Here is a 21,918-nt window from a genome sequence, read left to right on the forward strand (position 1 = left end):
ATGGAGAATAACAGCCACACCATCATAGGCAAAATCAGCTATACTAACTCATGGCCGGTATTTCACAATTTTCATCCCTCTGCACTGAAATATCCGGCAGAGATGGTGAGTGAGGTACCTGCCATTCTTAATCAGGGGATGAGTCGTGGAACGATTCATGTGGGTGCATTATCCTCTTTTGCGTATGCTGAAGCCAGCGATAAGTTATTGCTGTTACCTGATTTATCGGTAAGTGCGGACGGTCCTGTGAGGTCAATATTTCTTTTTTCTCGGGTGCCTCTTGCACAGATAGGTTCCGGCACGATTGCTGTTACGAACACTTCTGCAACATCGGTAAATTTGCTGAAAATTTTAATGGAAAAGGCTTTTGGCAATAAACCAGAATATATTAGTGCTAATCCTGATTTGGATGCCATGATGCATCAAGCAGATGCCTGCTTACTCATTGGTGATCATGCGATTAAAGCCTCTTGGCAGGATCAAGGGTATATCGTTACGGATCTGGCGGAGCTTTGGAAAGAATGGACGGGCTTAGGGATGACCTTTGCAGTCTGGGCAGTGAATCGAAAAGCTGCGAATGATAAACCGGAAGCCATTGCGGAGATTGCAGAAGCTTTTGCTGAGAGTAAACTGCGGGGGCTAAGTGATTTAGATCCTATAGTACTTGCAGCCTGTACGACAATTGGAGGGACTAAGTCTTATTGGGAAGGGTACTTTCGCAATTTATGCTATGATTTTGGAGAAAGGCAGCAGAAAGGTCTGAACCTCTATTTCCGCTATGCCTATGAGATGGGTCTGCTGCCGCAGGCAGTGAAGATGGAGATTTGGAGTCATAAACTGTTGACACGGGTGAAAGAATGAAACGACTGCAAATATTCGGATTACTGAACAGAGACATGGATCAGATTGAAAAAGATTTGTACCGTAGCGTACAGGGTGATGACGACCTACTAACTGAGACTTCTCTGCATTTATTAAAAGCTGGCGGTAAAAGATTGCGTCCCGTATTCGTTTTGATGGGTGGGAAATTTGGTAAGTATGATCTTGAGAAGCTGAAACGTGTGGCGATACCGCTAGAACTCATTCATAGCGCTTCACTAGTTCACGATGATGTCATTGACGATGCAGAACTGCGCCGAGGTGAACTTACTGTTAAGGCCAAATGGGGCGATAAAATTGCCATGTACACCGGGGACTACATATATGCGAAAGCACTGGTGATGACGACGGAGCTGAAGAATCCGCGAATTCATCAGATTTTGTCTAAGGCCATGATTGAAATGTCGATCGGAGAGATGGAGCAGATTCGTGACTTCTTCAACAGTGAGCAAAGTGTGCGTCATTACCTGCGGCGGATTCGCCGCAAAACAGCGCTGTTGATTGCAGTCAGCTGCCAATTGGGTGCACTTGCTGCTGAAGCTGAACCAGAGGTGGCTCGTCTACTTTATAATTATGGATATAATGTAGGGATGGCCTTCCAGATTCGGGATGATTTACTTGACCTCTCAGGCACCGAGAAGCAAATCGGTAAACCTCCTGGTAGTGATATGCGGCAAGGGAACATCACCCTCCCTGTCATTTATAGCCTGGAAGATGAAAGATTGCGAGCTCCGCTTCTTGAGGAGTTGAAGTCTATTCGTGAAGGGCACAGTACAGTAGGGCGTGCTATTGATCTTATTCTTTCTGGAGACGGAATTGCCCGTTCTGAGGAGTTGGCTTCGCGTTATATCGCGAAGGCACTTGCTGCGCTAGATCAGTTGCCTAACAACAAGACTAAGCGTAATCTGCGCGATATTGCCTTTTTTGTAACAGGCAGAGCTTATTAGTATTTTGGTGATCGTGAAATTAAACGTTTCCAGAAGGCGCGGTTTCTGTTAAGATAGCGTCAAAACAACCCAGCTAATGGGAAATTGGAGAGTGCCTCTATGGAAAAGACGTATCTGATGGTCAAACCGGATGGAGTACAACGTGGATTAATTGGGCGTATTGTCTCACGCTTTGAAGATAAGGGCTTTAAGCTGGTCGCTGCAAAGCTGATTACAGTCAGTGAAGACCAAGCAAAAAGACATTATGCGGAGCATGCTGGCAAGGACTTTTTTGCAGAGTTGGTTTCTTTTATAACTTCAGGTCCTGTGTTTGCAATGGTATGGGAAGGTGATGATGTTGTAGCATTATCCCGTACGCTCATTGGTAAGACGAAGGTAGGAGAAGCCTTGCCGGGTACGATTCGAGGCGACTTTGCCAGCCATACACCGCTTAATTTAATTCATGGATCTGACTCGCCTGAAAGTGCAGAACGAGAAATTGCTAATTTCTTTACTCCAGATGAATTGAATCTTTATAGCAAAGAGATCGCAGTCTGGATGTAGGAGCCAAGCGGGAGGCGGGGGATTAACATGTCTGATCGTAATGTTGCAGCATTAACAGCAGATTCAGATTACATCGGGTTTATTCATCATGTTAAGCAAAGCACCGGAATTGATCTGGCTCAATATAAAGAAGCGCAGATGAAGCGGCGTTTAACGACTCTTCGTGTGAAGAATGGATATCAAACCTTTAGTGATTTTTTTGCCGCAATGATGAAGGACAAGGAATTATTTTATGAATTTTTGGACCGAATGACGATTAATGTTTCCGAGTTTTGGCGGAATCCGAATCGGTGGGAAGTACTGCGAGATATCATTCTTCCTGATTTGCAACAATCTGGCCGCAGATTGAAACTGTGGAGCGCTGCATGTTCCACTGGAGAAGAGCCCTATACGCTGGCTATGATTTTATCGGATAAGAATTTATTGGGACAGACTGGCATTCTGGCTACGGATATTGACGACGGTGCGCTTTCTAAAGCAAAGCAAGGTTTGTATCTGGAACGTTCTTTGAAGGATGTGCCTAATGATGTTGCTGCGCGTTATTTTAAACCCGAGGGTCCATTATTCAAGGTTAGCGACACACTTAAGAAAAACATAGATTTCCGTAAACAGAACCTACTGCTGGACAAGTTCGATGAGGGTTTTGATCTTATCATTTGTCGCAATGTAATGATCTATTTTACTGAAGAGGCGAAGAATAAGCTCTACCATAAGTTTTCGGCTAGTTTACGTCCAGGCGGGTATTTGTTTGTAGGCAGTACAGAGCAGATCTTTACGCCAGCGCAATATGGCTTTGAATCGACGGAAACCTTTTTCTATCGTAAAAAATAAATACTTCTTGCTCCTTCATCTGTGTACTTTTTTAGGTATACTTTCGCTATCGTTCAGTGATACTGGGTAGTAGAATCTGTAAGCTAAGCGAAAGGATCGTTAAACTGATGGACAAAAGCAAGGTCATTGCCGCGTACAAACGAGGCTTTATTACCGTTCGTGAGTGCGGGCAAATTCTCGGTGTAGAAGAAATGCAATTGAAGCGCCTTCTGCAACTGGAAGAGCGTAAGTCTACATTTCCTTCAACAAGTCAGCGGATCGGAAGCTAACAATTGCCGGACCGAGCCGAGGAGCGCCATTTATACTCTATTGAGTATGAATGGCGCTTTTTCTTTAAGTCAAAGCGCATTCATTTTGCCGCGAATGGAGTCATTTTGGGAAGATCCCTTTCTTGTCAAAGAGGATTGCCTATACTATAATGAGCAAAGATCATTAGGATTTTAGCGGTTTACAGTTTAAAAGTATAAAAGGGGGAACGCAGCATGAGTTTGCGCTATTTAACAGCGGGGGAAACGCACGGCCCCCAGCTTACGGCCATTATTGAGGGATTGCCAAGTAATTTGACATTGGATTTTGAAGAGCTTAATTTTCAATTACAGCGTCGACAAAAGGGTTATGGACGCGGACGTCGCATGCAGATTGAGAAAGATACGGCACAAATTGTAGGTGGAGTGCGTCATGGCTATACTACAGGTGCTCCAGTAGCCTTGATAGTAGAGAATAAAGACTGGACTCACTGGAAGAACATCATGAATATCGAGCCTATTCCTGGCAGTGACGAAGAAAAACGCCGCGTAAATCGGCCGCGTCCTGGCCATGCAGACCTGAATGGCGGATTGAAGTACAACCATACGGATCTTCGTAACGTACTGGAACGCTCCAGTGCTCGCGAAACAGCAGCCAGAGTCGCATGTGGCGCTGTAGCGAGACAGCTGCTTGCAGCTTTTGGCGTGAAGGTAGCAGGGCAAGTTATTCGTATCGGTGAAATTGAAGCGCCTGCTAACGATCTGCCTATCGATGAGCTGATTGAGCGGACAGAACAGTCCTCTGTCAGAGTTGTCGACAAAGAAACGGAACAGAAGATGGAGGCTTACATAGATCAGATTAAGGAAGAGGGCGACTCCATCGGTGGAATCGTTGAATGTATCGTCGAAGGACTTCCCGTCGGACTTGGCAGTTATGTACAGTCTGACCGGAAGCTTGACGGAGCAATCGCTGGGGCGGTAATGTCGATTAATGCATTCAAAGGCGTTGAAATTGGCATTGGGTTTGAAGCTGGCAAATTGCGTGGATCGCAAGTCCATGATGAAATTATGTATGAAGCTTCTAAAGGATACTACCGTGCAAGTAATCGCTTAGGTGGTTTTGAAGGTGGTATGACTAACGGCATGCCTGTTGTAGTTCGCGGTGTCATGAAGCCGATCCCTACCCTTTATAAACCGCTTCAAAGTGTGGATATCGACACCAAAGAACCATTTACAGCGCAAGTCGAGCGTTCGGACGCTTGTGCGGTTCCAGCGGCATGTGTTGTTCTGGAGAACGTAGTGGCTTGGGAAATCGCAAAAGCATTTCTTGATAAGTTCGGTGGCGACTCCCTGGAAGAAATTAAAGCGAACTATGAAAATTACCTATCACAGCTGGAGAGTTACTAATTATGCGTACAATTAATGTAGATTTAGGTGACCGTTCGTATCCTATTCTTATCGGTAGCGGATTACTAAAGGACATTGCCCATTATTGTGCTGAGGCTGGATTTTCGGAGCGTAGTCCACTGTTAGTAGTGAGTGATACTGAAGTAGCACCAAGGTACCTGCCAGCTCTTGAGGAAGCTTTGCGTTCTCACGGTTATACAGTGGTTAGTCACATAATGACGGCAGGTGAAGCCTCTAAATCATTAGCCGTGTATGAAGAAGTTATGACAACCGCGATTCAAGCTGGATTAGACCGCAATTCAGCGGTTTTAGCTTTAGGCGGCGGAGTGGTTGGCGATTTAGCAGGATTTGTAGCAGCAACCTATATGCGTGGAATCGGGTTTTTGCAAATTCCGACGACGATTCTAGCTCATGATAGTAGTGTGGGTGGTAAAGTGGCTGTCAATCATCCATTAGCCAAAAATATGATAGGGGCCTTCTATCAACCGTCAATGGTACTCTACGATTTGGACACACTACGTACTCTTCCAGCACGGCAAGTTTCATCAGGTCTGGCTGAAGTGGTAAAGCACGGTCTCCTCGTGGACAAAGAGTTCGCCTATTGGTGTCGTGATCATGCCGAAGAGCTGCTAGCGCTGAATGTCGAAGCCTTAGGTTATGCTTTAGAGCGTGGCTGTGCAATTAAGGCAGATGTAGTGGCGAATGATGAGCGTGAGCATGGACTTCGGGCGATATTGAACCTTGGACATACGATCGGACATGCCATTGAAGCCGTTGGTGGGTACGGTGTGTTTCTGCATGGAGAAGCGATTGCGATTGGGATGGCGGGTTCAGCGCTATTGGCTGCGAAGCTTGGGCGGGATGCTTCTATTTATGAGGATACTGTATCTATGCTGACCGCGTTGTCACTGCCTGTACGGCTTCCTTCCGAGTATGATGAAGATGAACTGATGGACGCTATGATGCATGATAAGAAATTCAAGGAAGGCAAGATGACCTTTATCGTGCCTGATGCCATAGGCTCTGTAAGCATTGTGAACGATGTGCAGGAGTCGCTTGTGCGAGAGGTTCTCGCAGAGCTTAAGAAGGAGGGAAGACCGTGGTAAACCGAGGAATTCGCGGAGCAACAACCGTGACTAAGAACGAAGAGGCAGAGATTTTACGTGAGACCGTTATACTGCTGCGGGAGATCGTAGAACGTAATGATGTTATCGCTGAGAATATAAGCAATGTCTGGATTACGATGACCAATGATCTGGATGCTACATTTCCTGCAAGAGCGATTCGTGAGATTGAGGGCTGGGAAATGGTTCCACTTATGTGTTCAACGGAAATCCCGGTTAAAGGAAGCTTGCCGATGTGTATCCGGTTGATGGTACAGATTAATACAGATAAATCGCAGCGTGAGATTCGCCACGTTTATCTGAATGAGGCTCAGAAGCTACGTCCTGATTTATCAGAGAGTAAGTCTTAATTGTAGTTGTGGGTTGTCAATGACCCTTGTCATCATGTATAGTGTAGTTAGCCGAGTATAGAAGAGTTTAGTTTAGTTGAGATGAGTATAGTTGAGCAGAGTGCGAGAAGTTTTTTTAGATTAGCATGTACCGTGTAAGCAGAGTCTTTATTTTGATATGCACTGAAGTCATTTATCATCAGTGAAATATCTTATTTAGGGATAAGTCTGTAGACACTACATAATAATGCTGATCTATGCTCAAAAACATATACTTACTAACACAAACCCTCTACTTCGGTAGAGGGTTTTTTTGTATTTCGGAACCATTCATATATCTAAGGGGGCATCTAACAATGACGAATCCAAGTGTTCAAGAGGTGATAAAGCTGTCGCGGGATTATAATCTGATTCCTGTTGTAAAGCGACTGCTCGCAGATATGGAAACACCTATCCGGTTATTCCAACGTTTCGCTGAACGTGATCGTGCATTCTTGCTCGAAAGTGTAGAGGGTGGAAAACAATGGGCACGGTATTCGTTCATCGGTAGCGATCCCTTTTTGATGATATCCGGTAAAAAGGGTGCAATTAACGTAGAAGCAGGCGGAGAGAAGAAGCAACTATACGGAAAGCCGATTGAGGAGCTTAAAGCGTTACTCCGTTCATACCGTAGTCCTAAGCTTGACGAAATGCCTCCATTTACTGGAGGGGCTATCGGATTTTTCGGATATGATCTGCTTCAGTATTATGAGAAGTTACCTCAGCATCCTGTGGATGATCTCCAAATGGATGATATAAGATTTATGTTTTGCGATCGGATCATTGTTTTTGACCATGTGAAGCAACAGATTCTGCTTGTTGGTAACCTGCATGTAAAAGACGGAGATACAGATTCGGATATCCGATCCAATTATGAAAGCCTGAGTCGTAAGCTGGAGGCAATGGCCGAAGATCTACAAAAAGAAGGCCCTAAGGAAAATGTGAATCGCCGCAGCATTCCGCAGGATATCGAGCTTGGAGAGATTCATTCTAACCTCACTAAAGAGCAGTACATCAACAATGTAGAACAGGCGAAAGAATATATTCGCTCAGGCGATATTTTTCAAGTGGTATTGTCACAGCGGTTGCATATTGAAACGGAAGTTTCTCCATTGCATGTATACCGGATGCTCAGAACTCTTAACCCCTCTCCTTATATGTACTATTTAAAAATGGACGAGGAGATTATTGTTGGCACATCACCTGAAGCGCTCGTAAAGGTGGATGGAAATCGTGTGGAAACAAGGCCGATTGCTGGAACTAGACCAAGGGGTGACAGTGAAGCATCAGACCGGGCGTATGCTGCCGAGCTCTTGGAGGATGAAAAAGAACGTGCGGAACATTTGATGCTTGTTGATCTGGGTCGTAATGATCTAGGGAGAGTATCCAAATTTGGTTCAGTAAAATGTGATTCCTTTATGGAGATTGAAAGATACTCCCATGTCATGCACATGGTCTCGAATGTGTCAGGCACGCTCAGTGAGGATAAAGATTTCTTTGATGCTTTCCTCTCCTGTCTGCCAGCCGGTACCGTCTCAGGTGCTCCTAAGCTGCGGGCCATGGAGATTATCGCTGAACTTGAACAAGAGGCACGTGGTGCTTACGCTGGGGCTATTGGCTATCTGGGATTTTCAGGAAATATGGATTCATGTATCACCATTCGTACCATCATCTTCCGGAAAGGTCGTGCGTACGTACAGGCCGGAGCAGGTATCGTTTGGGATTCGGTTCCCGAGAAAGAGTATGAAGAAACGGTGAATAAGGCGAAGGGCATGCTGAAAGCTATTCGTATGGCAGAAGCTATGTTTCCATCCGAAGTGAAAGAGAAACAAGTTATCAACCAAGATTATATGTACGAATATACCCCTGAACAAGTGGTTTGATTTTATATAGTAACTCATTAAGGCTGGGAGGAAAAATATTATGGATGCAACGACATTAATTCAATCAGGAATCGCCGGACTGATCGAAGGCAAGAATCTGACACGTATAGAAGCAAGGGAGATAATGGGTGCTATAATGCTAGGAGATGCTTCACAAGCACAAATTGGTTCACTGCTGACTGCTTTACGAATTAAAGGTGAAACCGTGGAGGAGATTACGGGTTTTGCAGAAGCCATGAGAGGGTTCGGCACATCCGTACTCACTGATCGCGCACGCTTGTTAGATACTTGTGGTACGGGCGGTTCCGGCATCCATAAATTTAATATTTCAACCGCCTCAGCGATTATTTCATCAGCGGCTTCTGTAAGAGTTGCCAAGCATGGAAATCGCTCTGCTTCAGGCAGAGCGGGAAGTGCGGATGTACTTGAAGCCCTTGGCGTAAACATTCATCTGAATGCAGACCAAGCCCGGGAATGTCTGGACCGTATCGGGATTTGCTTTTTATTCGCCCAAATTTATCATCCTTCGATGCGGCATGCCGCAGCTCCTCGTAAAGAGCTTGGTGTACGTACGATCTTCAATATGTTGGGTCCTCTTACGAACCCCGCTGGAGCTGACCGTCAGCTCCTAGGGATTTATGACCGGAATAAGACGGAGACGGTGGCTAATGTACTGAAGGAGCTGGGTTCCAAGCGTGCAATGGTTGTAAGCAGTTCGGATGGTCTGGACGAGATCAGCATCTCAGCCTCTACATTAGTGTCTGAACTAAAAGAGGGTGTAGTGACCACTTATGAAGTTACTCCGGAGGGATTAGGTCTTAACAGACATCCACTTGAAGCAATTTTGGGTGGAGACGCAGCTGAGAACGCAGCAATTATTACCTCTGTGCTCCAAGGTGAGATCAATCCCTACCGAGATATCGTGTTAGCTAATGCAGGAGCATGTATATATGTTGCGGGTCTGGCAGATACCATGGCCGAAGGCGTCGAGAAAGCTAAAGAAGTAGTGGATTCGGGTAAGGCATTATCCAAGCTGAAACAGCTTGTTGTGATGACGGAGGAGCTTAATTATGTATCTTGATAAAATTGTCGCTACAAAGATCAAAGAGGTGGAGGCGCTCAGTGATAGTTTTTCTCTAGCTCAAGCTGAACGTGATATAGCAGCACTCCCTCAGACTAGAGGCTTTCGTAAGGCTTTGACCCAAGGGAAGAAAAGGGATATGGGTTTGATTGCGGAGGTAAAGAAGGCATCCCCTTCAAAAGGGCTGATTCGTGAAGATTTCGATCCTGTTTCCATTGCAAAAGGTTATGAAGCAGGCGGCGCTGATTGTTTATCTGTTTTGACGGATACGGATTATTTTCAGGGCAGCGCTGCTTACTTGCAGCAAGTGAAGGAAGCTGTAAATCTGCCGCTGCTTCGTAAAGATTTTATTATCGATGAGAAACAGATTTATGAAGCGCGTATTCTTGGAGCAGATGCGGTGTTGTTAATCGTTGCTATTTTGACACCGGATAAACTGTCTCATTTCATAGAAATAGCTACTGGGCTTGGAATGGATGGATTAATCGAAGTCCATGACCGGAATGAGCTTGCGGTGGTATTAAGTACAGACAAGATAACACATCCTAATATTCTGCTGGGTATTAATAATCGTAATCTGCGTACCTTTGAGACATCCCTAGAGACAACGGCAGAGCTGGCAGCGCTAGTACCTCAAGGGGTTCCTGTGATCAGTGAAAGCGGAATTGCAGGGCCAAGTGATATTGACTACTTAAGAACGACTGGCGCTCACGGGGTACTCGTAGGGGAATATCTAATGCGTCAAGCAAATGTAGAAGAAGCGGTAAATGGACTGCTAGGAATGCTTCCAAATGGAAAGGACCGTGTCCGGCATGGCTGAGACATTGGTAAAAATCTGTGGACTTCAGGACGTTGAAGTGCTAAAATCTATGGTACACTTACCGCTAGATTATATAGGATTTGTATTTGCACCTAGTCGTCGCAGGGTCACTCTGGAGCGTGCTTCAGAACTGATTGCTGAGCTTTCACAATGGAAGACTAGGGAAAATCCTAAAGCTGCTGGGGTTTTTGTTAATCCGGAACTGGATGAGCTGAGAGAACTGCTCTCTGTAGTATCACTAGATGTCATTCAGCTACATGGACAGGAAAGTCCGGCCTTTTGTCAAAAGGTTCGGCAAGCCTTTCCACAAGTTCAAGTATGGAAAGCATTGTCTGTTGCTGATAAAGAGCGTGATGACGCTGATAACAAATATACATTGGAACAATACGCAGGCTTCGTTGATGCTGTATTGTTAGATACTTATGATCCTCAGCAGAGCGGCGGCTCAGGGCGCACGTTCGCTTGGGAGAGGTTGCCTCATTATCAGGAAATCGCGCTACGAAATGGTTTGCCGTTATTTGTGGCTGGCGGACTTCATCCTAATAACGTAGGAGAGTTGCTAGATACTTATTCTCCGTACGGAGTAGACGTATCTAGTGGAGTAGAGAGTGAAGGCGTTAAAGATATTATTAAAATGACAGCTTTTGTGGAAAGGGTGAAGCAATCATGACACAAGTACCGGACCAGCATGGACGTTTCGGTTCATTCGGAGGGCGCTTCGTGCCCGAAACTTTGATGACTGCATTGATTGAGCTGGAGGAAGCCTATGAGAAGTATTCGGCAGACCCTGCTTTTCAAGAAGAAATAGATTATCTTTTAAAGCAATATTCCGGACGGGAGACCCCACTGTATTACGCGGAGCGCCTAAGTAAACATCTGGGAGAAGCAAAAATATATTTGAAGCGTGAAGATTTGAATCATACGGGTGCTCATAAGATTAACAATGCCATTGGTCAGGGAATTCTGGCTAAAATAATGGGTAAAACCAAGGTGATCGCTGAGACTGGAGCTGGTCAGCATGGTGTAGCTACGGCTACGGTTGCAGCCCTACTTGGTATGGAATGTAAGGTGTTTATGGGGGAAGAGGATACTCGTCGCCAGGCACTCAATGTATTCCGTATGAAGCTGCTTGGTGCTGAAGTGATTCCGGTTACATCCGGATCGCGCACCTTAAAAGATGCCGGCAACGAAGCGCTTCGCTACTGGGTTAGCAATGTGGAAGATACTTTTTACATTCTCGGTTCTGCCGTAGGCCCACATCCTTATCCGATGATGGTTCGTAACTTTCAGCGGGTTATTGGTGATGAAACGCGGCGCCAGATTCTGGAGGCTGAAGGAAGACTGCCGGATGTGCTTGTTGCTGCAGTAGGCGGCGGTAGTAATGCTATCGGTATGTTCTATCCATTCGTAGAGGATAAAGGCGTCGGTATGATTGGTGTTGAGGCAGCAGGCAAAGGAATTGATACACCATTTCATGCGGCGACGATGAGTAAAGGGACTCATGGCGTATTCCAGGGTTCGATGAGTTATCTACTACAGGATGAGCATGGTCAAGTAACAGAGGCTCATTCCATCTCCGCAGGTCTGGATTATCCTGGTGTAGGTCCTGAACACTCCTATTTAAAAGATATCGAACGCGCAAAATATGTTCCGATTACGGATGCAGAGGCGCTCGATGCACTGAAGCTGCTATGTGTAACGGAAGGTATTATTCCAGCTTTGGAGTCTGCACATGCGATAGCCCATGTTGTGAAGATGGGTCCAACCCTTACCAAGGATGATATTGTTGTTATCTGCCTGTCAGGCCGGGGAGATAAAGATGTGGAGTCGATCATGGCGTACACAGAAGGGAAGGGAAACGAATGACAACCGAAACTACAAACCGAATGGATTTGGTATTCCGGAAGCTTAAAGCTGAAGAGCGGACGGCATTAATTCCTTTTCTGACGGTTGGAGACCCTGATCTGGAGACTACGCTTGCCATCATCGCAGAACTGGAGACGGCAGGTGCAGATATTCTGGAGCTAGGAGTACCTTACTCTGATCCGCTAGCAGATGGTCCTGTTATTCAGCGAGCGTCTGCACGAGCTCTGCGGGGGGAGGTTCACCTGCGTACCTGTATGGAGACCGCGTTAAAAGCTCGTCAAGCCGGAAGCGGCTTGCCCTTTATTTTGTTTTCCTATTACAATCCTATCCTGCAAATGGGGCTGGATACATTTTTCGCAGAACTGAATGCTCATGAGATTAGTGGACTTATTATTCCAGATCTTCCTGTCGAGGAATCAGAGGAGATGCGCCGCCGCAGTAGTGAGGTTGGCGTTAATCTCATTCCACTAGTTGCACCGACCTCAAGTGAACGTATTGCGAAGATTGTCTCAGGTGCGAGTGGGTTTATCTATTGTGTATCCTCGTTAGGTGTGACAGGGGAACGATCCACTTTCCATGCTGATGTAGAGGGATTTATAGACTCCGTGCGTCAAGCAACGGATCTGCCAGTAGCTGTAGGATTTGGGATCTCAAATGGCGAACAGGTTGCCCGTTTTGCTCAGATTTGCGATGGTGTGGTGGTAGGTAGTGCCATTGTTCGCAAAATAGAAGAGGTCATTCCGTTGCTCGATAATCCCGCTACACGGAATGAAGGGCTGTTGCAAATTCGAGAATTTGTGGCACAATTAAAAAGACCATAACAGTGTCATTTTGACCTGTGTATAGTGGAGTAATCAACTATGGAGAGCGAGGACTATTCATGAATCCAAAACCGAATATAGTTAATCTCCCTGTCTACAAACCAGGGAAACCTATAGACGAAGTTAAGAAAGAGCTCGGCTTAAGTGAGGTTATTAAGCTTGCATCCAATGAGAACCCGTATGGAGCTTCCCCGAGTGCTAAAGAAGCTATTCTAGCAGAGCTTGATAATCTTTATCTATATCCAGATGGATCGGCCGTTGAGTTGACGGCAGCACTTGCCAGCCGTCTTGGTGTGAATAGCGATAATATTATTTTTGGCTGTGGCTCTGATGAGATTATTGCACTTATTGCTCGCGCCTTCTTCTTGCCGGGTGATGAGACACTCATGGCTGATCAGACCTTCTCTGTTTATAAGAGTAACGCAGATATCGAAGGTGCCGTGTCCATCGAGGTACCACTTGTAAAGGGTACACATGATCTGGATGGGATGCTGGCCCGTATTACGGACCGTACGAAGGTTATCTGGATCTGTAATCCAAATAACCCAACGGGTACAATTGTACCAGAGGAAGCCTTGATTTCTTTCCTTGATGCTGTTCCTTCCCATGTAATGGTTGTCCTTGATGAAGCGTACTGTGAGTACGTAACAGATCTTTCTTACTCAAACGGTATCCAATTATTAAATCGTTATGCGAATCTGGTTGTGCTTCGCACATTCTCCAAAATTTATGGCTTAGCTGCATTGCGTATTGGTTATGGTGTTGCTAGTCCTGAAATTATTTCATTGATCAACAAGGTACGCGAGCCTTTCAATACCTCTCGTCTTGCGCAAGCGGCGGCTCTGGCTGCCTTGAATGACCAAGAATACGTAGAGGAATGCCGTCGCCTTAATAGCGCGGGTATTGTCCAATTACAAGCTGAATTCAAACGTCTGGGCCTAGAATCCTTCCCTGCACACGGGAACTTCATTATGGTAGATGTTCGTAAGCCAGCTACAGAGGTTTTCGATGCTTTGATGCGTAAAGGAATCATAGTAAGAGCAGGCCATCAAGTTTACCCTACTTATATTCGTGTTACTGTTGGGTCGGCAGAGCAGAATACAGCGTTTATAACCGCTCTGGAACAAATTCTTATAGAGTATGGTGTGCGCGCCTAGTAGTAAACAGCATGACTAGACTAAAAAAGGCAGGTAGTTCAAAGAACATGACGACAAAAATAGCTATATTCGGTGTCGGTCTGATCGGAGGCTCACTGGCCCTTTGCTTTAAAGGCAAGGAGGGCCTGACCGTCGTAGGGCATGCCCACCGTCCTGAATTCGTAAGTAAATATATAAGCAGAGGTGTGGTAGACCATGCCACGCTTTCTGTTGAAGAAGCAGCACTTGATGCTGATTTCATTTTTTTGTGTGTACCGGTAGGGATGTTAGAGGATTATCTGCAGCAATTAAGTAAATTGCCTCTAAAACCCGGCTGCATTATTACAGATGTAGGAAGCACGAAAGCTAGTATTGCCGCATGTGCGGTCTCCTTAGAAATTCCTGGAGTACATTTTATCGGCGGACACCCAATGGCAGGATCAGAGCGATCAGGTGTTGAGGCAGCTTCATCATTGCTATTTGAGAATGCCTATTATGTGTTGACGCCTCCTCCAGGCGTACCAGACGAGGCTTATCATGCACTGGAGTCTTTACTACACCACACAAGAGCGCAGATTGTACGCCTTGATCCAGAACGCCATGATGAGATTGTAGGTGCCATTAGTCATTTACCGCATATTATTGCTGTTGCTTTGGTAAATCAAATTCGTGCCTATGACGATACTGACTCCTTATATAGTACGCTAGCTGCAGGAGGCTTTCGGGATATCACTCGGATTGCTTCCAGTGATCCTATAATTTGGCGAGACATTTTGCTGAACAATCGTTCCGTAATGCTTCGTTTATTGAAGGATTGGAACGAGGAAGTTTCTTCTTTTGTTCGTCTACTGGAAAGTGAAGATGGCGTAGGAATTGAAGAGGCCTTCCAAGAAGCGAATGGCTTCCGCAGTCAGTTGCCTGAACGGCGTAAAGGCATGATAGCACCTTTATTTGACCTACATATTGATGTACCGGATCATCCGGGGATTATCGGACGTATTGCTACTGAGCTGGGGGACCAAGGCATTAACCTTAGCAACGTACAAATCATCGAGAGTCGTGAAGATGTGCCGGGTATTATGCGCCTATCTTTTCGTCAGGAGCACGATATGGAACGTGCGAAGGTGCTTCTGCAGCAGCACGATTATACCGTATATGTGTAGTATTAAGGTTCGCTCCGGGTCATTTTCAAATCGTAATAAACAGCAAAAACAGCGATTCTCATGTTATTAGAGAATCGCTGTTTTGTTATTCTGGCTTGTTGGTTGCTAGCTTCAACATCCCGCCGTCAGTATCGTCATCAGTACCACCTTTGAGGCAGTCTTTCGGACTCCACTGACGCTATTTCATTTGGAGAGGTTAATATTGGGTGTTTTTCTTGCCAGTTGCTATGCGGTCCGTTAACATCCCAAAAGTGGAATAATGCTGCGCTGAAGGTCAACTGTGTCCGATAGCGTCTTCGTACGTGCCAAATGTTATTGGATCAACGATGAAAAGAAAGGGGTATTAGCCAATGTAACTTGAGTTTATTTCGTCGTAACTATTTCGGCTATCTAAAAAACGATTTCTTGCTGCTCCTATACCGACTAAAAAGAGAAAGACCGAAGCTCCAATTAGAATGAAAAGAGGCAGGTTCCAACTATTTGTCGCATCATGGAGATATCCTATAAGGGCAGGGCCGATTGCGGCAAGCAGATATCCGATCGATTGTGCCATACCAGACAGTTCCGCCGCTTGCTGCGCATTTTTAGTACGTAAACCGAAAAACATCATGGACAAGCTAAAGGCGCAGCCTCCACCAATTCCGAGTATGATGATCCACAACAGAATGATATTGGAGCTTCCGTAAAGCAGTCCGAGCGTTCCCGTCAAAAGCAAAAGGGTTGTGATGACCACTAACGAACGTTGACTTGACATTCGCCCAGCAATAACGGGGACAATAAAGGTAAAGGGAAGTAGCGCTAACTGCATTATTGAGAGATACCATCCTGATTGGCTTGAGTCAATGCCTTGCTGCTTTAAAATTTCAGGCAACCATGCGATCAGCACATAGAAAATCATGGACTGCATACCCATAAACAAGGTTACTTGCCAGGCAAGAGGGGAACGCCAAACATTCACATTATTGCAGACCATCTGTTGACTCGTCGAGGTTGTTTGCTTCGTATGCTTCCTTAATTGAGGCAACCAGCAGAGGATCGATACAAAGCTTAGGATCCCCCATATTCCCAACGCTCCCTGCCATTTTATACCTACGTTTGCGGCTAGCGGTACACTAAATCCCGATGCGATCGCTCCAGATAAACTCATTGAAATTCCAAAGATACCAGTCATGGCACCGATTTTATTAGGAAAATTACGTTTGATTAAACTTGGCATTAATACATTACAAACGGCAATTGCAAATCCAAGAATTGCAGTTCCAATATACAGATTTGCAGCGCCAGATAAAGAACGTATTACAATACCAACAGTCAAAAAGATCAGGGCAAACAAAATTAAAAGTTCTACTCCATATCTGCGTCCTAGTTTTGGTACTACAGGCGATAATAAAGCAAAGGTAAGTAAAGGGACCGTTGTTATCAGGCCTGCAAAAGTATTGGAGATATGAACGTCTTCCCTTATGAGACCTACTAAAGGACCGACCGAGGTTAAGGGAGCACGTAAATTTGCGGCAATAATAATAATGCCGAGTATTAGCAGCCCTATTGATGATGATAAGATTTTTTTATTCGGCATTCTTCATTTCCCCTTCCAGAATTAATGTGTACTATTGGTTTTCTGCTGATTGGAAAGCTATAAAATAATATCCGCGCGGACAATGAAAGTATATTATAGTATACTAAAATTAACAATAAGTATTTTATAGTTAACTTTATAGAGAGTATCCTATCACTTGAAGTGCTTATATTAGTAAAAAAAACAACTCTGAGTTTCCATAAATAATGGAAACTCAGAGTTGTTTTTTATAAGTGAAATTTTTGGCTTTTAGAAACCATACTTTAAGGAGATATGGAGCACTGTTTCGCTATTCGTATGATTGGTATAAGAGTGAGGGCGATCAGCACGAAAACTGATCGTATCATATTGATTCAATATGTACATCTCACCATTGACCTTAATTTCAATGGAACCAGTCATTACTGTCGCAATTTCAGTTGTATTCACATGATGACCTTCAGGGTGATATGAACTATTTGGCTGTAAGTAAGCCCGACACATTTCAATATCGTTGCTTACGTTTTTAAAGACGGGTTCAATGATCCAATTCTTTTGATCATTAGAAAACCGAAGACCTTCGCCTGCTCGATACAAACTAACAGGGTCTTCAGATTTGAACAAAGCTAATAGGGGTAAAGATAGGCCTTTTGAAATTTTCCATATAATCGCCAAAGTTGGATTTGTCTCACCGCGTTCGATATTCCCCAGAGTAAGTTTACTTACGCCCGTTAATTCTGCTAAGTCATCTAAGTTCATGTTTTTTTCTTTTCTGTACTTTTTCAAGGCACCGCCGATTTGTAGTACAAGTTGTTTTGATTCATCGATTTCATTCATTTCATATTCACCTCAACAAATAACTTTATAGCTAGTATATTGTTTATCTTGACTCTTTTCCATACCTCTTCAAGTGGACGCAGACGGGGTAATAGATGACTGTGGGGATTTGTGGAAGCTAATTCGCTGGCTATAGTAAATAACCTATTATAGATCATCTAACAAAAGGTAGAGCGCTTTCAGAACAAAAAAAGACCGCTTACAAAGTAAGCGGCTACAGTTCACAATAAATTGGAACCGTCTAGTATTTGGATAGGAGTGGAGAGAAACCATACTGTACTTTTATTATATGTATACGTTTACATTTTGTCAACAGTTTATTAAAAAGAGATTAAAGTCATATTACAGTGATCAAAGTCTTATTGACGGAGTTAATGTTCGTTTATAATCTGTTGTCAGGTCTTGCTGACGAGATTACTGCTCTGAAGTCTATTAATGTCATCCTATGAGAATCTGTGATACAATAGATCTGGTATATTTCTAGATTCGTTATAAAATTTATATGCTCTAAGAAATATGCCATTTTTCTTTTTATATTCATCACAATCATCATGCCTTAATTATTGGGTGTTTGAATATACATAGGTGTATTTCAAAATTGAAGAACGGATAATTTGCACGTCATATATTTTCCCTAAAATTCCCACAAGGAACGTTTGTCTTACATAAAAGGTCGACAATATCGTTTCTTCTTGTAATAAACTAAAAAGTTGCAGTAAACCAGCGCAACTTTTAAAGCCCAAACCGGTATAATAAGTACGGACCGGACGGGAAAAGACGTGCAAGGGCGAGGAGGGCCAATCTCACCATGACGGATTCCCAGTTGATCCAGGAAATCAAACAAGGCAACACAGAATTATATTCAGAATTAATGCGTCGTTATCAACGAAAAATATTGGCATTTGTATATCATATGCTTAGAAACTCACAAATGGAGCTAATTGCAGAGGACCTTTGTTCGGAGACTTTCTACAAGGCATTCCGTAGCTTGCATTCCTTTCGAGAGGTAGATGCTTCCTTTTCAACGTGGTTGTACACTATTGCTCGTAATACCGTGCTAAGTGAGCTTCGTAAGAATCGTGCCGGAAATGTATCCCTAGAAGAGAGTGGATATACTCCAGTTGCACCGTTTGAAGTAGCGCCTGAGCAGGCTGCATTGCGTAAAGAACGGATGAACTTGGTTCGTGAGGCAATTAATAATCTTCCGGAGAAACAACGCTCTGCGCTAATCCTGCGTGAATACGATCAGATGGATTATCAAGAAATTGCAGAAATTTTAGATCAGAGTGTGAGTTCCGTGAAATCATTGTTGTTTCGTGCCAGAAGTAGTGTGAAGCTTCAACTCGAATCCTATTTCAATGAGCCTGAAGTTGAAGAGCAGGTTGAGAGGGTGTAAGGCGAATGAATTGCAGGGAAGCGCAAGAATGTATTCCGCTCTTGTGGGACGCTCCCCCCACACATCCTAGGCGGATTTTGCTCGAACAACATATTGCAACTTGTCCTTACTGCGCTGCTGAGTGGTCTCTGTGGCAAGAGAGTAGCCAGCTTATGCATGATTTGAAAGAAGAGATTAGTGAAGAGCGTGCAGAAGTTATAAATGTTAAAGTTATGGAGCGGATTTATCTAGAGAGTCCTTGGTTAATGCCAGGGGATGGGAAATCCGCAGGGACATCTGCCATTGTTCGTCATAGGCTTAGTCTCTGGATCGCTTGCTTCCTGGCGGTATTTTTGTCCAGTGTTCTTTACTTTACTATGTTTAGAACACCTGCTGATATCACTGTGGCTCAAAGTGGAATTGTAGAGACAGGCGTTGCTGGCTCTATGGAATGGACATCCACTTATCCCATTTTAGGCTCTGAAGGTGGGATTATTGAACCGCTTGTGGTAAATATGGGACCTACTCATCCTCAATATTGGATGATGTTATCCATGCTTGGCGTGGGTTTTGCAGTGTTTTCGTTAACCCGGCTGAATCGATATCGCAGATCATAAAGGGTCTATTGATGTATGACTTAGCTATTGCAGTATATAATAGTGTTAAGAACGATGTAGGAGTCCCTTTATGTAAAGATAAGGGGATTTTTTGTATTATAATACGCATAAAAGAAGACTTTTTATTTCATCCATGTTACATTAAGAGACAAATACTTGGGTGAAAAGGGGGAGGCAATATGCTAATCGGCTTGATACGCCATGGATTGACGGACTGGAACGCAATTGGAAAGATACAGGGGCAAAGTGATATTCCGCTTAATGATGAAGGACGGATGCAAGCTGCTATGCTTGCTGACCGCTTATTACAAGAGCCGTATCGCTGGGATTATTGCATTACAAGTAACCTTTCCCGGGCAGCAGAGACAGGTAGGATTATCGCAGATAAATTAAATGTACCGTTACTTGATCCGGATGATCGGATCCGGGAACGTGCCTACGGACAGGTTGAAGGACTTACTGCCGCTGAGCGTGAAGAGAAGTGGGGGAAAGATTGGAGTCAGCTTTCGCTTGGTCAAGAAACTGACGAACAGCTTCAAGCGCGTGCACTTGCCTTTATGGAGGATATTTCTGCGCAGCATCCCAATCGCAACATACTAGTCATATCTCATGGAGGGTTCCTCGCTCAACTGTATACTGCGTTTTACAAAGATAAGTATTCTGAGCGGATTGGGAATTTGTCCCTGACGATTTTGGAGAAGAAAGAACGGGAATGGAACCCTATTCTTTATAATTGTACTCGCCATATCCTGCAAAATCAGCGTTAACCCGTGCATCGGGTTATTTTTTTTGCGCAAAGGGGAATAAAAAGGGCTGTATTTCCCATAATGGTAGTAAAACGGTGAGGCGATAAAACATGAATCTGGCGGATATGCTCACTTATGCAGATATTGGACAGCTGACCGCCATAGCGGGACGCTACCGGTGTGAATGCAAGCAGAATTCCAAACATGACTTGATCCAGAGTATTTTGATTATGCTTGGAAGCAGAAGTTTTATGGAGTCTCATATCCGGGAATGTGCTCCGGAGGATCTACGGTTTCTGAATACATTACTTTTTGATGAACGCAGCTACTTTAGTCTGGAAGATTTGTTGGCAGTAGCTAGGCAAGCTTCTTTTGATACCCAAGAAGGAAAGACCGGGGGTTTCCGAGAAATGGTTTCTCGTTTCAAAAGCGGAGGCTGGCTCTTTAGCGGTTCTTCCCAGCAAACGAGATATTTGTTCCAAGTGCCCAAAGACTTGAAAGAGCGCTTTCGTGAGACGATGAGCGCACATATCAAGGATAAGGTTACGGTTAGCTCTGAACCAGCCATGTATCGAAATGAAGGAGAATTGTTATTAAGTGATCTGGTTATGCTTCTGAGATATATCAAGGAAAATGAGCCAGAGCTTAATCAGGAAGGGGCAATGTATAGGCGGTATCAGCAAGGAGTGATGAATGCACTTCATATTCCGGAGGATCTGCTTAGCAAAGGCGGCTGGAGATTTGGTTATGGTAGGGCATGTGAGCATTATCCACCTAGATTAGCGCTCCTGTATGATTATGTTCGTCACCGCCGCTGGATCACTGAAGAAGGTTTTCGGTTAAGGCTCACGGCGACAGGAGAGGCAGTGTTGGCCGATGGGAAATGTGACTCGTTGATGCAGATATTCTCTTTTTGGTTAAAACTATATAAGGGGGCTGTACCAAACCTGCCTTCACTGGTGTATTGGGTAAGCATTAGTGCTGGGAATTGGGTGAACGTACCTTCATTAGTGGATGGTATAGGGTGGTTAATTAAACCTTTCTATTATGACAATGCTGCCTCTATTCTGGAGCAACGAATTATTCGGATGATGGTGCACCTTGGGATGCTAAAATTAGGGGAGACCACCACTGGTCTCGCTGTGATGATGACGCCGTGGGGGATGGAGATAGCCGTGCCTAAACATCTATAGCAGTATGGAGGCATCAAGCCAATGCTTATGGGGATTACATATGTAGATGTGGACTGTACTTTGGTTGTTGATAGGACAATAAATGAAGTATTGATCAGAATGGGTAAATATGTAGAACGTAGACAGGATTGTTGAATATGATTTAGTAGGTGCCGTCACTTTTGAAAACGAAAACAAAATCATCTTGATGGATATCAAAATATTAAAGCAATAAGGATCTCTTAAACAGCGGAGGTGTATCGAATGGACAAAATGAAGGCTACGTACGAAGTGATGCTAGGACTTGCGGCAGAAATGGTGTGGGATGAAGCGCTGCGAAAGCGTCGCTCCGACATCTTGCACCGTGAGATTGACACGGCGCTGGCTACAGGAGATAAATTAGCTTTCCGAAATCTTACAGAAGAACTTAAAAGTTTGGCATAAAGAAATGCGCTTAGCGCATTTCTTTTTTTATGTGCGCCCAGCATGGGCGCTATCTATA

The 21,918-nt window shown here is 44.4% G+C and carries 23 protein-coding genes; 21 read left to right on the plus strand and 2 right to left on the minus strand.

The features are described from left to right. From CA598_RS09700 to CA598_RS09770, 16 genes are all read left to right on the plus strand, one after another. Window positions 1-861: a menaquinone biosynthetic enzyme MqnA/MqnD family protein gene (locus CA598_RS09700; RefSeq protein WP_094870063.1), complete on the plus strand. Its 861-nt coding sequence runs from the start codon at window positions 1-3 to the stop codon at window positions 859-861. After that, window positions 858-1,826, plus strand: coding sequence for a polyprenyl synthetase family protein (locus CA598_RS09705; protein WP_094876383.1), 969 nt, complete (start codon window positions 858-860; stop codon window positions 1,824-1,826). The genes CA598_RS09700 and CA598_RS09705 overlap by 4 nt, the downstream gene beginning before the upstream one ends. Window positions 1,827-1,925: 99 nt before the next feature. Further along, window positions 1,926-2,369: a nucleoside-diphosphate kinase gene (gene ndk, locus CA598_RS09710; RefSeq protein ID WP_094876384.1), complete on the plus strand. Its 444-nt coding sequence runs from the start codon at window positions 1,926-1,928 to the stop codon at window positions 2,367-2,369. Window positions 2,370-2,396: 27 nt separating this feature from the next. Then, complete coding sequence (locus CA598_RS09715) at window positions 2,397-3,200, plus strand: CheR family methyltransferase (RefSeq protein WP_094870060.1); 804 nt, start codon at window positions 2,397-2,399, stop codon at window positions 3,198-3,200. Between the two features lie 107 nt (window positions 3,201-3,307). Beyond that, window positions 3,308-3,469, plus strand: a complete 162-nt coding sequence (locus CA598_RS32240; protein ID WP_170880309.1) for a hypothetical protein — start codon at window positions 3,308-3,310, stop codon at window positions 3,467-3,469. 213 nt (window positions 3,470-3,682) lie between these two features. Then, on the plus strand, window positions 3,683-4,852 hold the full coding sequence (gene aroC / locus CA598_RS09720; RefSeq protein WP_094870059.1) for a chorismate synthase: 1,170 nt from the start codon (window positions 3,683-3,685) through the stop codon (window positions 4,850-4,852). 2 nt (window positions 4,853-4,854) lie between these two features. Further along, the gene (gene aroB, locus CA598_RS09725) at window positions 4,855-5,958 is read left to right on the plus strand and encodes a 3-dehydroquinate synthase (protein WP_094870058.1); all 1,104 of its coding nucleotides are present in this window, start codon (window positions 4,855-4,857) and stop codon (window positions 5,956-5,958) included. After that, a complete protein-coding gene (aroH, locus tag CA598_RS09730; protein WP_042190180.1) occupies window positions 5,952-6,326 on the plus strand; it encodes a chorismate mutase in 375 nt (124 codons plus the stop codon). Before aroB ends, aroH begins: the two co-directional genes overlap by 7 nt. Before the next feature lie 335 nt (window positions 6,327-6,661). After that, entirely contained in the window at window positions 6,662-8,227 is a 1,566-nt protein-coding gene (trpE, locus tag CA598_RS09735; RefSeq protein ID WP_094876385.1) for an anthranilate synthase component I, read from the plus strand. 40 nt (window positions 8,228-8,267) lie between these two features. Next, the gene (gene trpD, locus CA598_RS09740; RefSeq protein WP_094876386.1) at window positions 8,268-9,308 is read left to right on the plus strand and encodes an anthranilate phosphoribosyltransferase; all 1,041 of its coding nucleotides are present in this window, start codon (window positions 8,268-8,270) and stop codon (window positions 9,306-9,308) included. Next, window positions 9,298-10,128 (plus strand): indole-3-glycerol phosphate synthase TrpC, encoded by an 831-nt coding sequence (gene trpC, locus CA598_RS09745; protein WP_094876387.1) that lies wholly within the window; start codon window positions 9,298-9,300, stop codon window positions 10,126-10,128. The genes trpD and trpC overlap by 11 nt, the downstream gene beginning before the upstream one ends. Next, window positions 10,121-10,798 (plus strand): phosphoribosylanthranilate isomerase, encoded by a 678-nt coding sequence (locus CA598_RS09750; RefSeq protein ID WP_094876388.1) that lies wholly within the window; start codon window positions 10,121-10,123, stop codon window positions 10,796-10,798. Before trpC ends, CA598_RS09750 begins: the two co-directional genes overlap by 8 nt. Further along, window positions 10,795-11,994, plus strand: a complete 1,200-nt coding sequence (gene trpB / locus CA598_RS09755) for a tryptophan synthase subunit beta (RefSeq protein WP_094876389.1) — start codon at window positions 10,795-10,797, stop codon at window positions 11,992-11,994. Before CA598_RS09750 ends, trpB begins: the two co-directional genes overlap by 4 nt. Next, window positions 11,991-12,815 (plus strand): tryptophan synthase subunit alpha, encoded by an 825-nt coding sequence (gene trpA, locus CA598_RS09760; RefSeq protein WP_094876390.1) that lies wholly within the window; start codon window positions 11,991-11,993, stop codon window positions 12,813-12,815. The genes trpB and trpA overlap by 4 nt, the downstream gene beginning before the upstream one ends. A 59-nt stretch (window positions 12,816-12,874) precedes the next feature. Next, on the plus strand, window positions 12,875-13,972 hold the full coding sequence (gene hisC, locus CA598_RS09765) for a histidinol-phosphate transaminase (protein ID WP_094870051.1): 1,098 nt from the start codon (window positions 12,875-12,877) through the stop codon (window positions 13,970-13,972). Window positions 13,973-14,019: 47 nt separating this feature from the next. Continuing rightward, a complete protein-coding gene (locus CA598_RS09770; RefSeq protein ID WP_094870050.1) occupies window positions 14,020-15,114 on the plus strand; it encodes a prephenate dehydrogenase in 1,095 nt (364 codons plus the stop codon). A gap of 343 nt (window positions 15,115-15,457) precedes the next feature. On the opposite strand, the gene CA598_RS09775 is transcribed toward CA598_RS09770, so the two are convergent. Both CA598_RS09775 and CA598_RS09780 read right to left on the minus strand, forming a co-directional pair. Continuing rightward, window positions 15,458-16,690, minus strand: coding sequence for a CynX/NimT family MFS transporter (locus CA598_RS09775; RefSeq protein WP_094876391.1), 1,233 nt, complete (start codon window positions 16,688-16,690; stop codon window positions 15,458-15,460). A 249-nt stretch (window positions 16,691-16,939) separates the two neighbouring features. Beyond that, complete coding sequence (locus CA598_RS09780) at window positions 16,940-17,506, minus strand: helix-turn-helix domain-containing protein (protein ID WP_094876392.1); 567 nt, start codon at window positions 17,504-17,506, stop codon at window positions 16,940-16,942. A gap of 808 nt (window positions 17,507-18,314) precedes the next feature. On the opposite strand from CA598_RS09780, the gene CA598_RS09785 reads away from it, so the two are divergent. The 5 genes from CA598_RS09785 (at window position 18,315) to CA598_RS09805 (ending at window position 21,860) form a co-directional block, all read left to right on the plus strand. Beyond that, a complete protein-coding gene (locus tag CA598_RS09785) occupies window positions 18,315-18,902 on the plus strand; it encodes an RNA polymerase sigma factor (RefSeq protein WP_042190156.1) in 588 nt (195 codons plus the stop codon). A gap of 5 nt (window positions 18,903-18,907) precedes the next feature. Further along, complete coding sequence (locus tag CA598_RS09790; RefSeq protein ID WP_143812129.1) at window positions 18,908-19,498, plus strand: anti-sigma factor family protein; 591 nt, start codon at window positions 18,908-18,910, stop codon at window positions 19,496-19,498. 179 nt (window positions 19,499-19,677) lie between these two features. Then, entirely contained in the window at window positions 19,678-20,265 is a 588-nt protein-coding gene (locus tag CA598_RS09795; RefSeq protein WP_094870047.1) for a histidine phosphatase family protein, read from the plus strand. Window positions 20,266-20,354: 89 nt separating this feature from the next. After that, a complete protein-coding gene (locus CA598_RS09800) occupies window positions 20,355-21,437 on the plus strand; it encodes a hypothetical protein (RefSeq protein WP_094876393.1) in 1,083 nt (360 codons plus the stop codon). A 243-nt stretch (window positions 21,438-21,680) separates the two neighbouring features. After that, the gene (locus CA598_RS09805) at window positions 21,681-21,860 is read left to right on the plus strand and encodes an IDEAL domain-containing protein (protein WP_042129535.1); all 180 of its coding nucleotides are present in this window, start codon (window positions 21,681-21,683) and stop codon (window positions 21,858-21,860) included. The last annotated feature ends 58 nt before the right edge of the window (window positions 21,861-21,918 follow it).

The organism is Paenibacillus sp. VTT E-133291 (assembly GCF_002264395.1).
In the GTDB taxonomy this organism is placed as follows: domain Bacteria; phylum Bacillota; class Bacilli; order Paenibacillales; family Paenibacillaceae; genus Paenibacillus_AQ; species Paenibacillus_AQ nitricinens.

Excerpts from the sequence above, each read along its gene's own strand:
- CA598_RS09700 (WP_094870063.1), top strand. The coding sequence starts at position 1 with ATGGAGAATAACAGCCACACCATCATAGGCAAAATCAGCTATACTAAC.
- CA598_RS09705 (WP_094876383.1), top strand. The coding sequence starts at position 858 with ATGAAACGACTGCAAATATTCGGATTACTGAACAGAGACATGGATCAG.
- ndk (WP_094876384.1), top strand. The coding sequence starts at position 1,926 with ATGGAAAAGACGTATCTGATGGTCAAACCGGATGGAGTACAACGTGGA.
- CA598_RS09715 (WP_094870060.1), top strand. The coding sequence starts at position 2,397 with ATGTCTGATCGTAATGTTGCAGCATTAACAGCAGATTCAGATTACATC.
- CA598_RS32240 (WP_170880309.1), top strand. The coding sequence starts at position 3,308 with ATGGACAAAAGCAAGGTCATTGCCGCGTACAAACGAGGCTTTATTACC.
- aroC (WP_094870059.1), top strand. The coding sequence starts at position 3,683 with ATGAGTTTGCGCTATTTAACAGCGGGGGAAACGCACGGCCCCCAGCTT.
- aroB (WP_094870058.1), top strand. The coding sequence starts at position 4,855 with ATGCGTACAATTAATGTAGATTTAGGTGACCGTTCGTATCCTATTCTT.
- trpE (WP_094876385.1), top strand. The coding sequence starts at position 6,662 with ATGACGAATCCAAGTGTTCAAGAGGTGATAAAGCTGTCGCGGGATTAT.
- trpD (WP_094876386.1), top strand. The coding sequence starts at position 8,268 with ATGGATGCAACGACATTAATTCAATCAGGAATCGCCGGACTGATCGAA.
- trpC (WP_094876387.1), top strand. The coding sequence starts at position 9,298 with ATGTATCTTGATAAAATTGTCGCTACAAAGATCAAAGAGGTGGAGGCG.
- CA598_RS09750 (WP_094876388.1), top strand. The coding sequence starts at position 10,121 with ATGGCTGAGACATTGGTAAAAATCTGTGGACTTCAGGACGTTGAAGTG.
- trpB (WP_094876389.1), top strand. The coding sequence starts at position 10,795 with ATGACACAAGTACCGGACCAGCATGGACGTTTCGGTTCATTCGGAGGG.
- trpA (WP_094876390.1), top strand. The coding sequence starts at position 11,991 with ATGACAACCGAAACTACAAACCGAATGGATTTGGTATTCCGGAAGCTT.
- hisC (WP_094870051.1), top strand. The coding sequence starts at position 12,875 with ATGAATCCAAAACCGAATATAGTTAATCTCCCTGTCTACAAACCAGGG.
- CA598_RS09770 (WP_094870050.1), top strand. The coding sequence starts at position 14,020 with ATGACGACAAAAATAGCTATATTCGGTGTCGGTCTGATCGGAGGCTCA.
- CA598_RS09775 (WP_094876391.1), bottom strand. The coding sequence starts at position 16,690 with ATGCCGAATAAAAAAATCTTATCATCATCAATAGGGCTGCTAATACTC.
- CA598_RS09780 (WP_094876392.1), bottom strand. The coding sequence starts at position 17,506 with ATGAATGAAATCGATGAATCAAAACAACTTGTACTACAAATCGGCGGT.
- CA598_RS09785 (WP_042190156.1), top strand. The coding sequence starts at position 18,315 with ATGACGGATTCCCAGTTGATCCAGGAAATCAAACAAGGCAACACAGAA.
- CA598_RS09790 (WP_143812129.1), top strand. The coding sequence starts at position 18,908 with ATGAATTGCAGGGAAGCGCAAGAATGTATTCCGCTCTTGTGGGACGCT.
- CA598_RS09795 (WP_094870047.1), top strand. The coding sequence starts at position 19,678 with ATGCTAATCGGCTTGATACGCCATGGATTGACGGACTGGAACGCAATT.
- CA598_RS09800 (WP_094876393.1), top strand. The coding sequence starts at position 20,355 with ATGAATCTGGCGGATATGCTCACTTATGCAGATATTGGACAGCTGACC.
- CA598_RS09805 (WP_042129535.1), top strand. The coding sequence starts at position 21,681 with ATGGACAAAATGAAGGCTACGTACGAAGTGATGCTAGGACTTGCGGCA.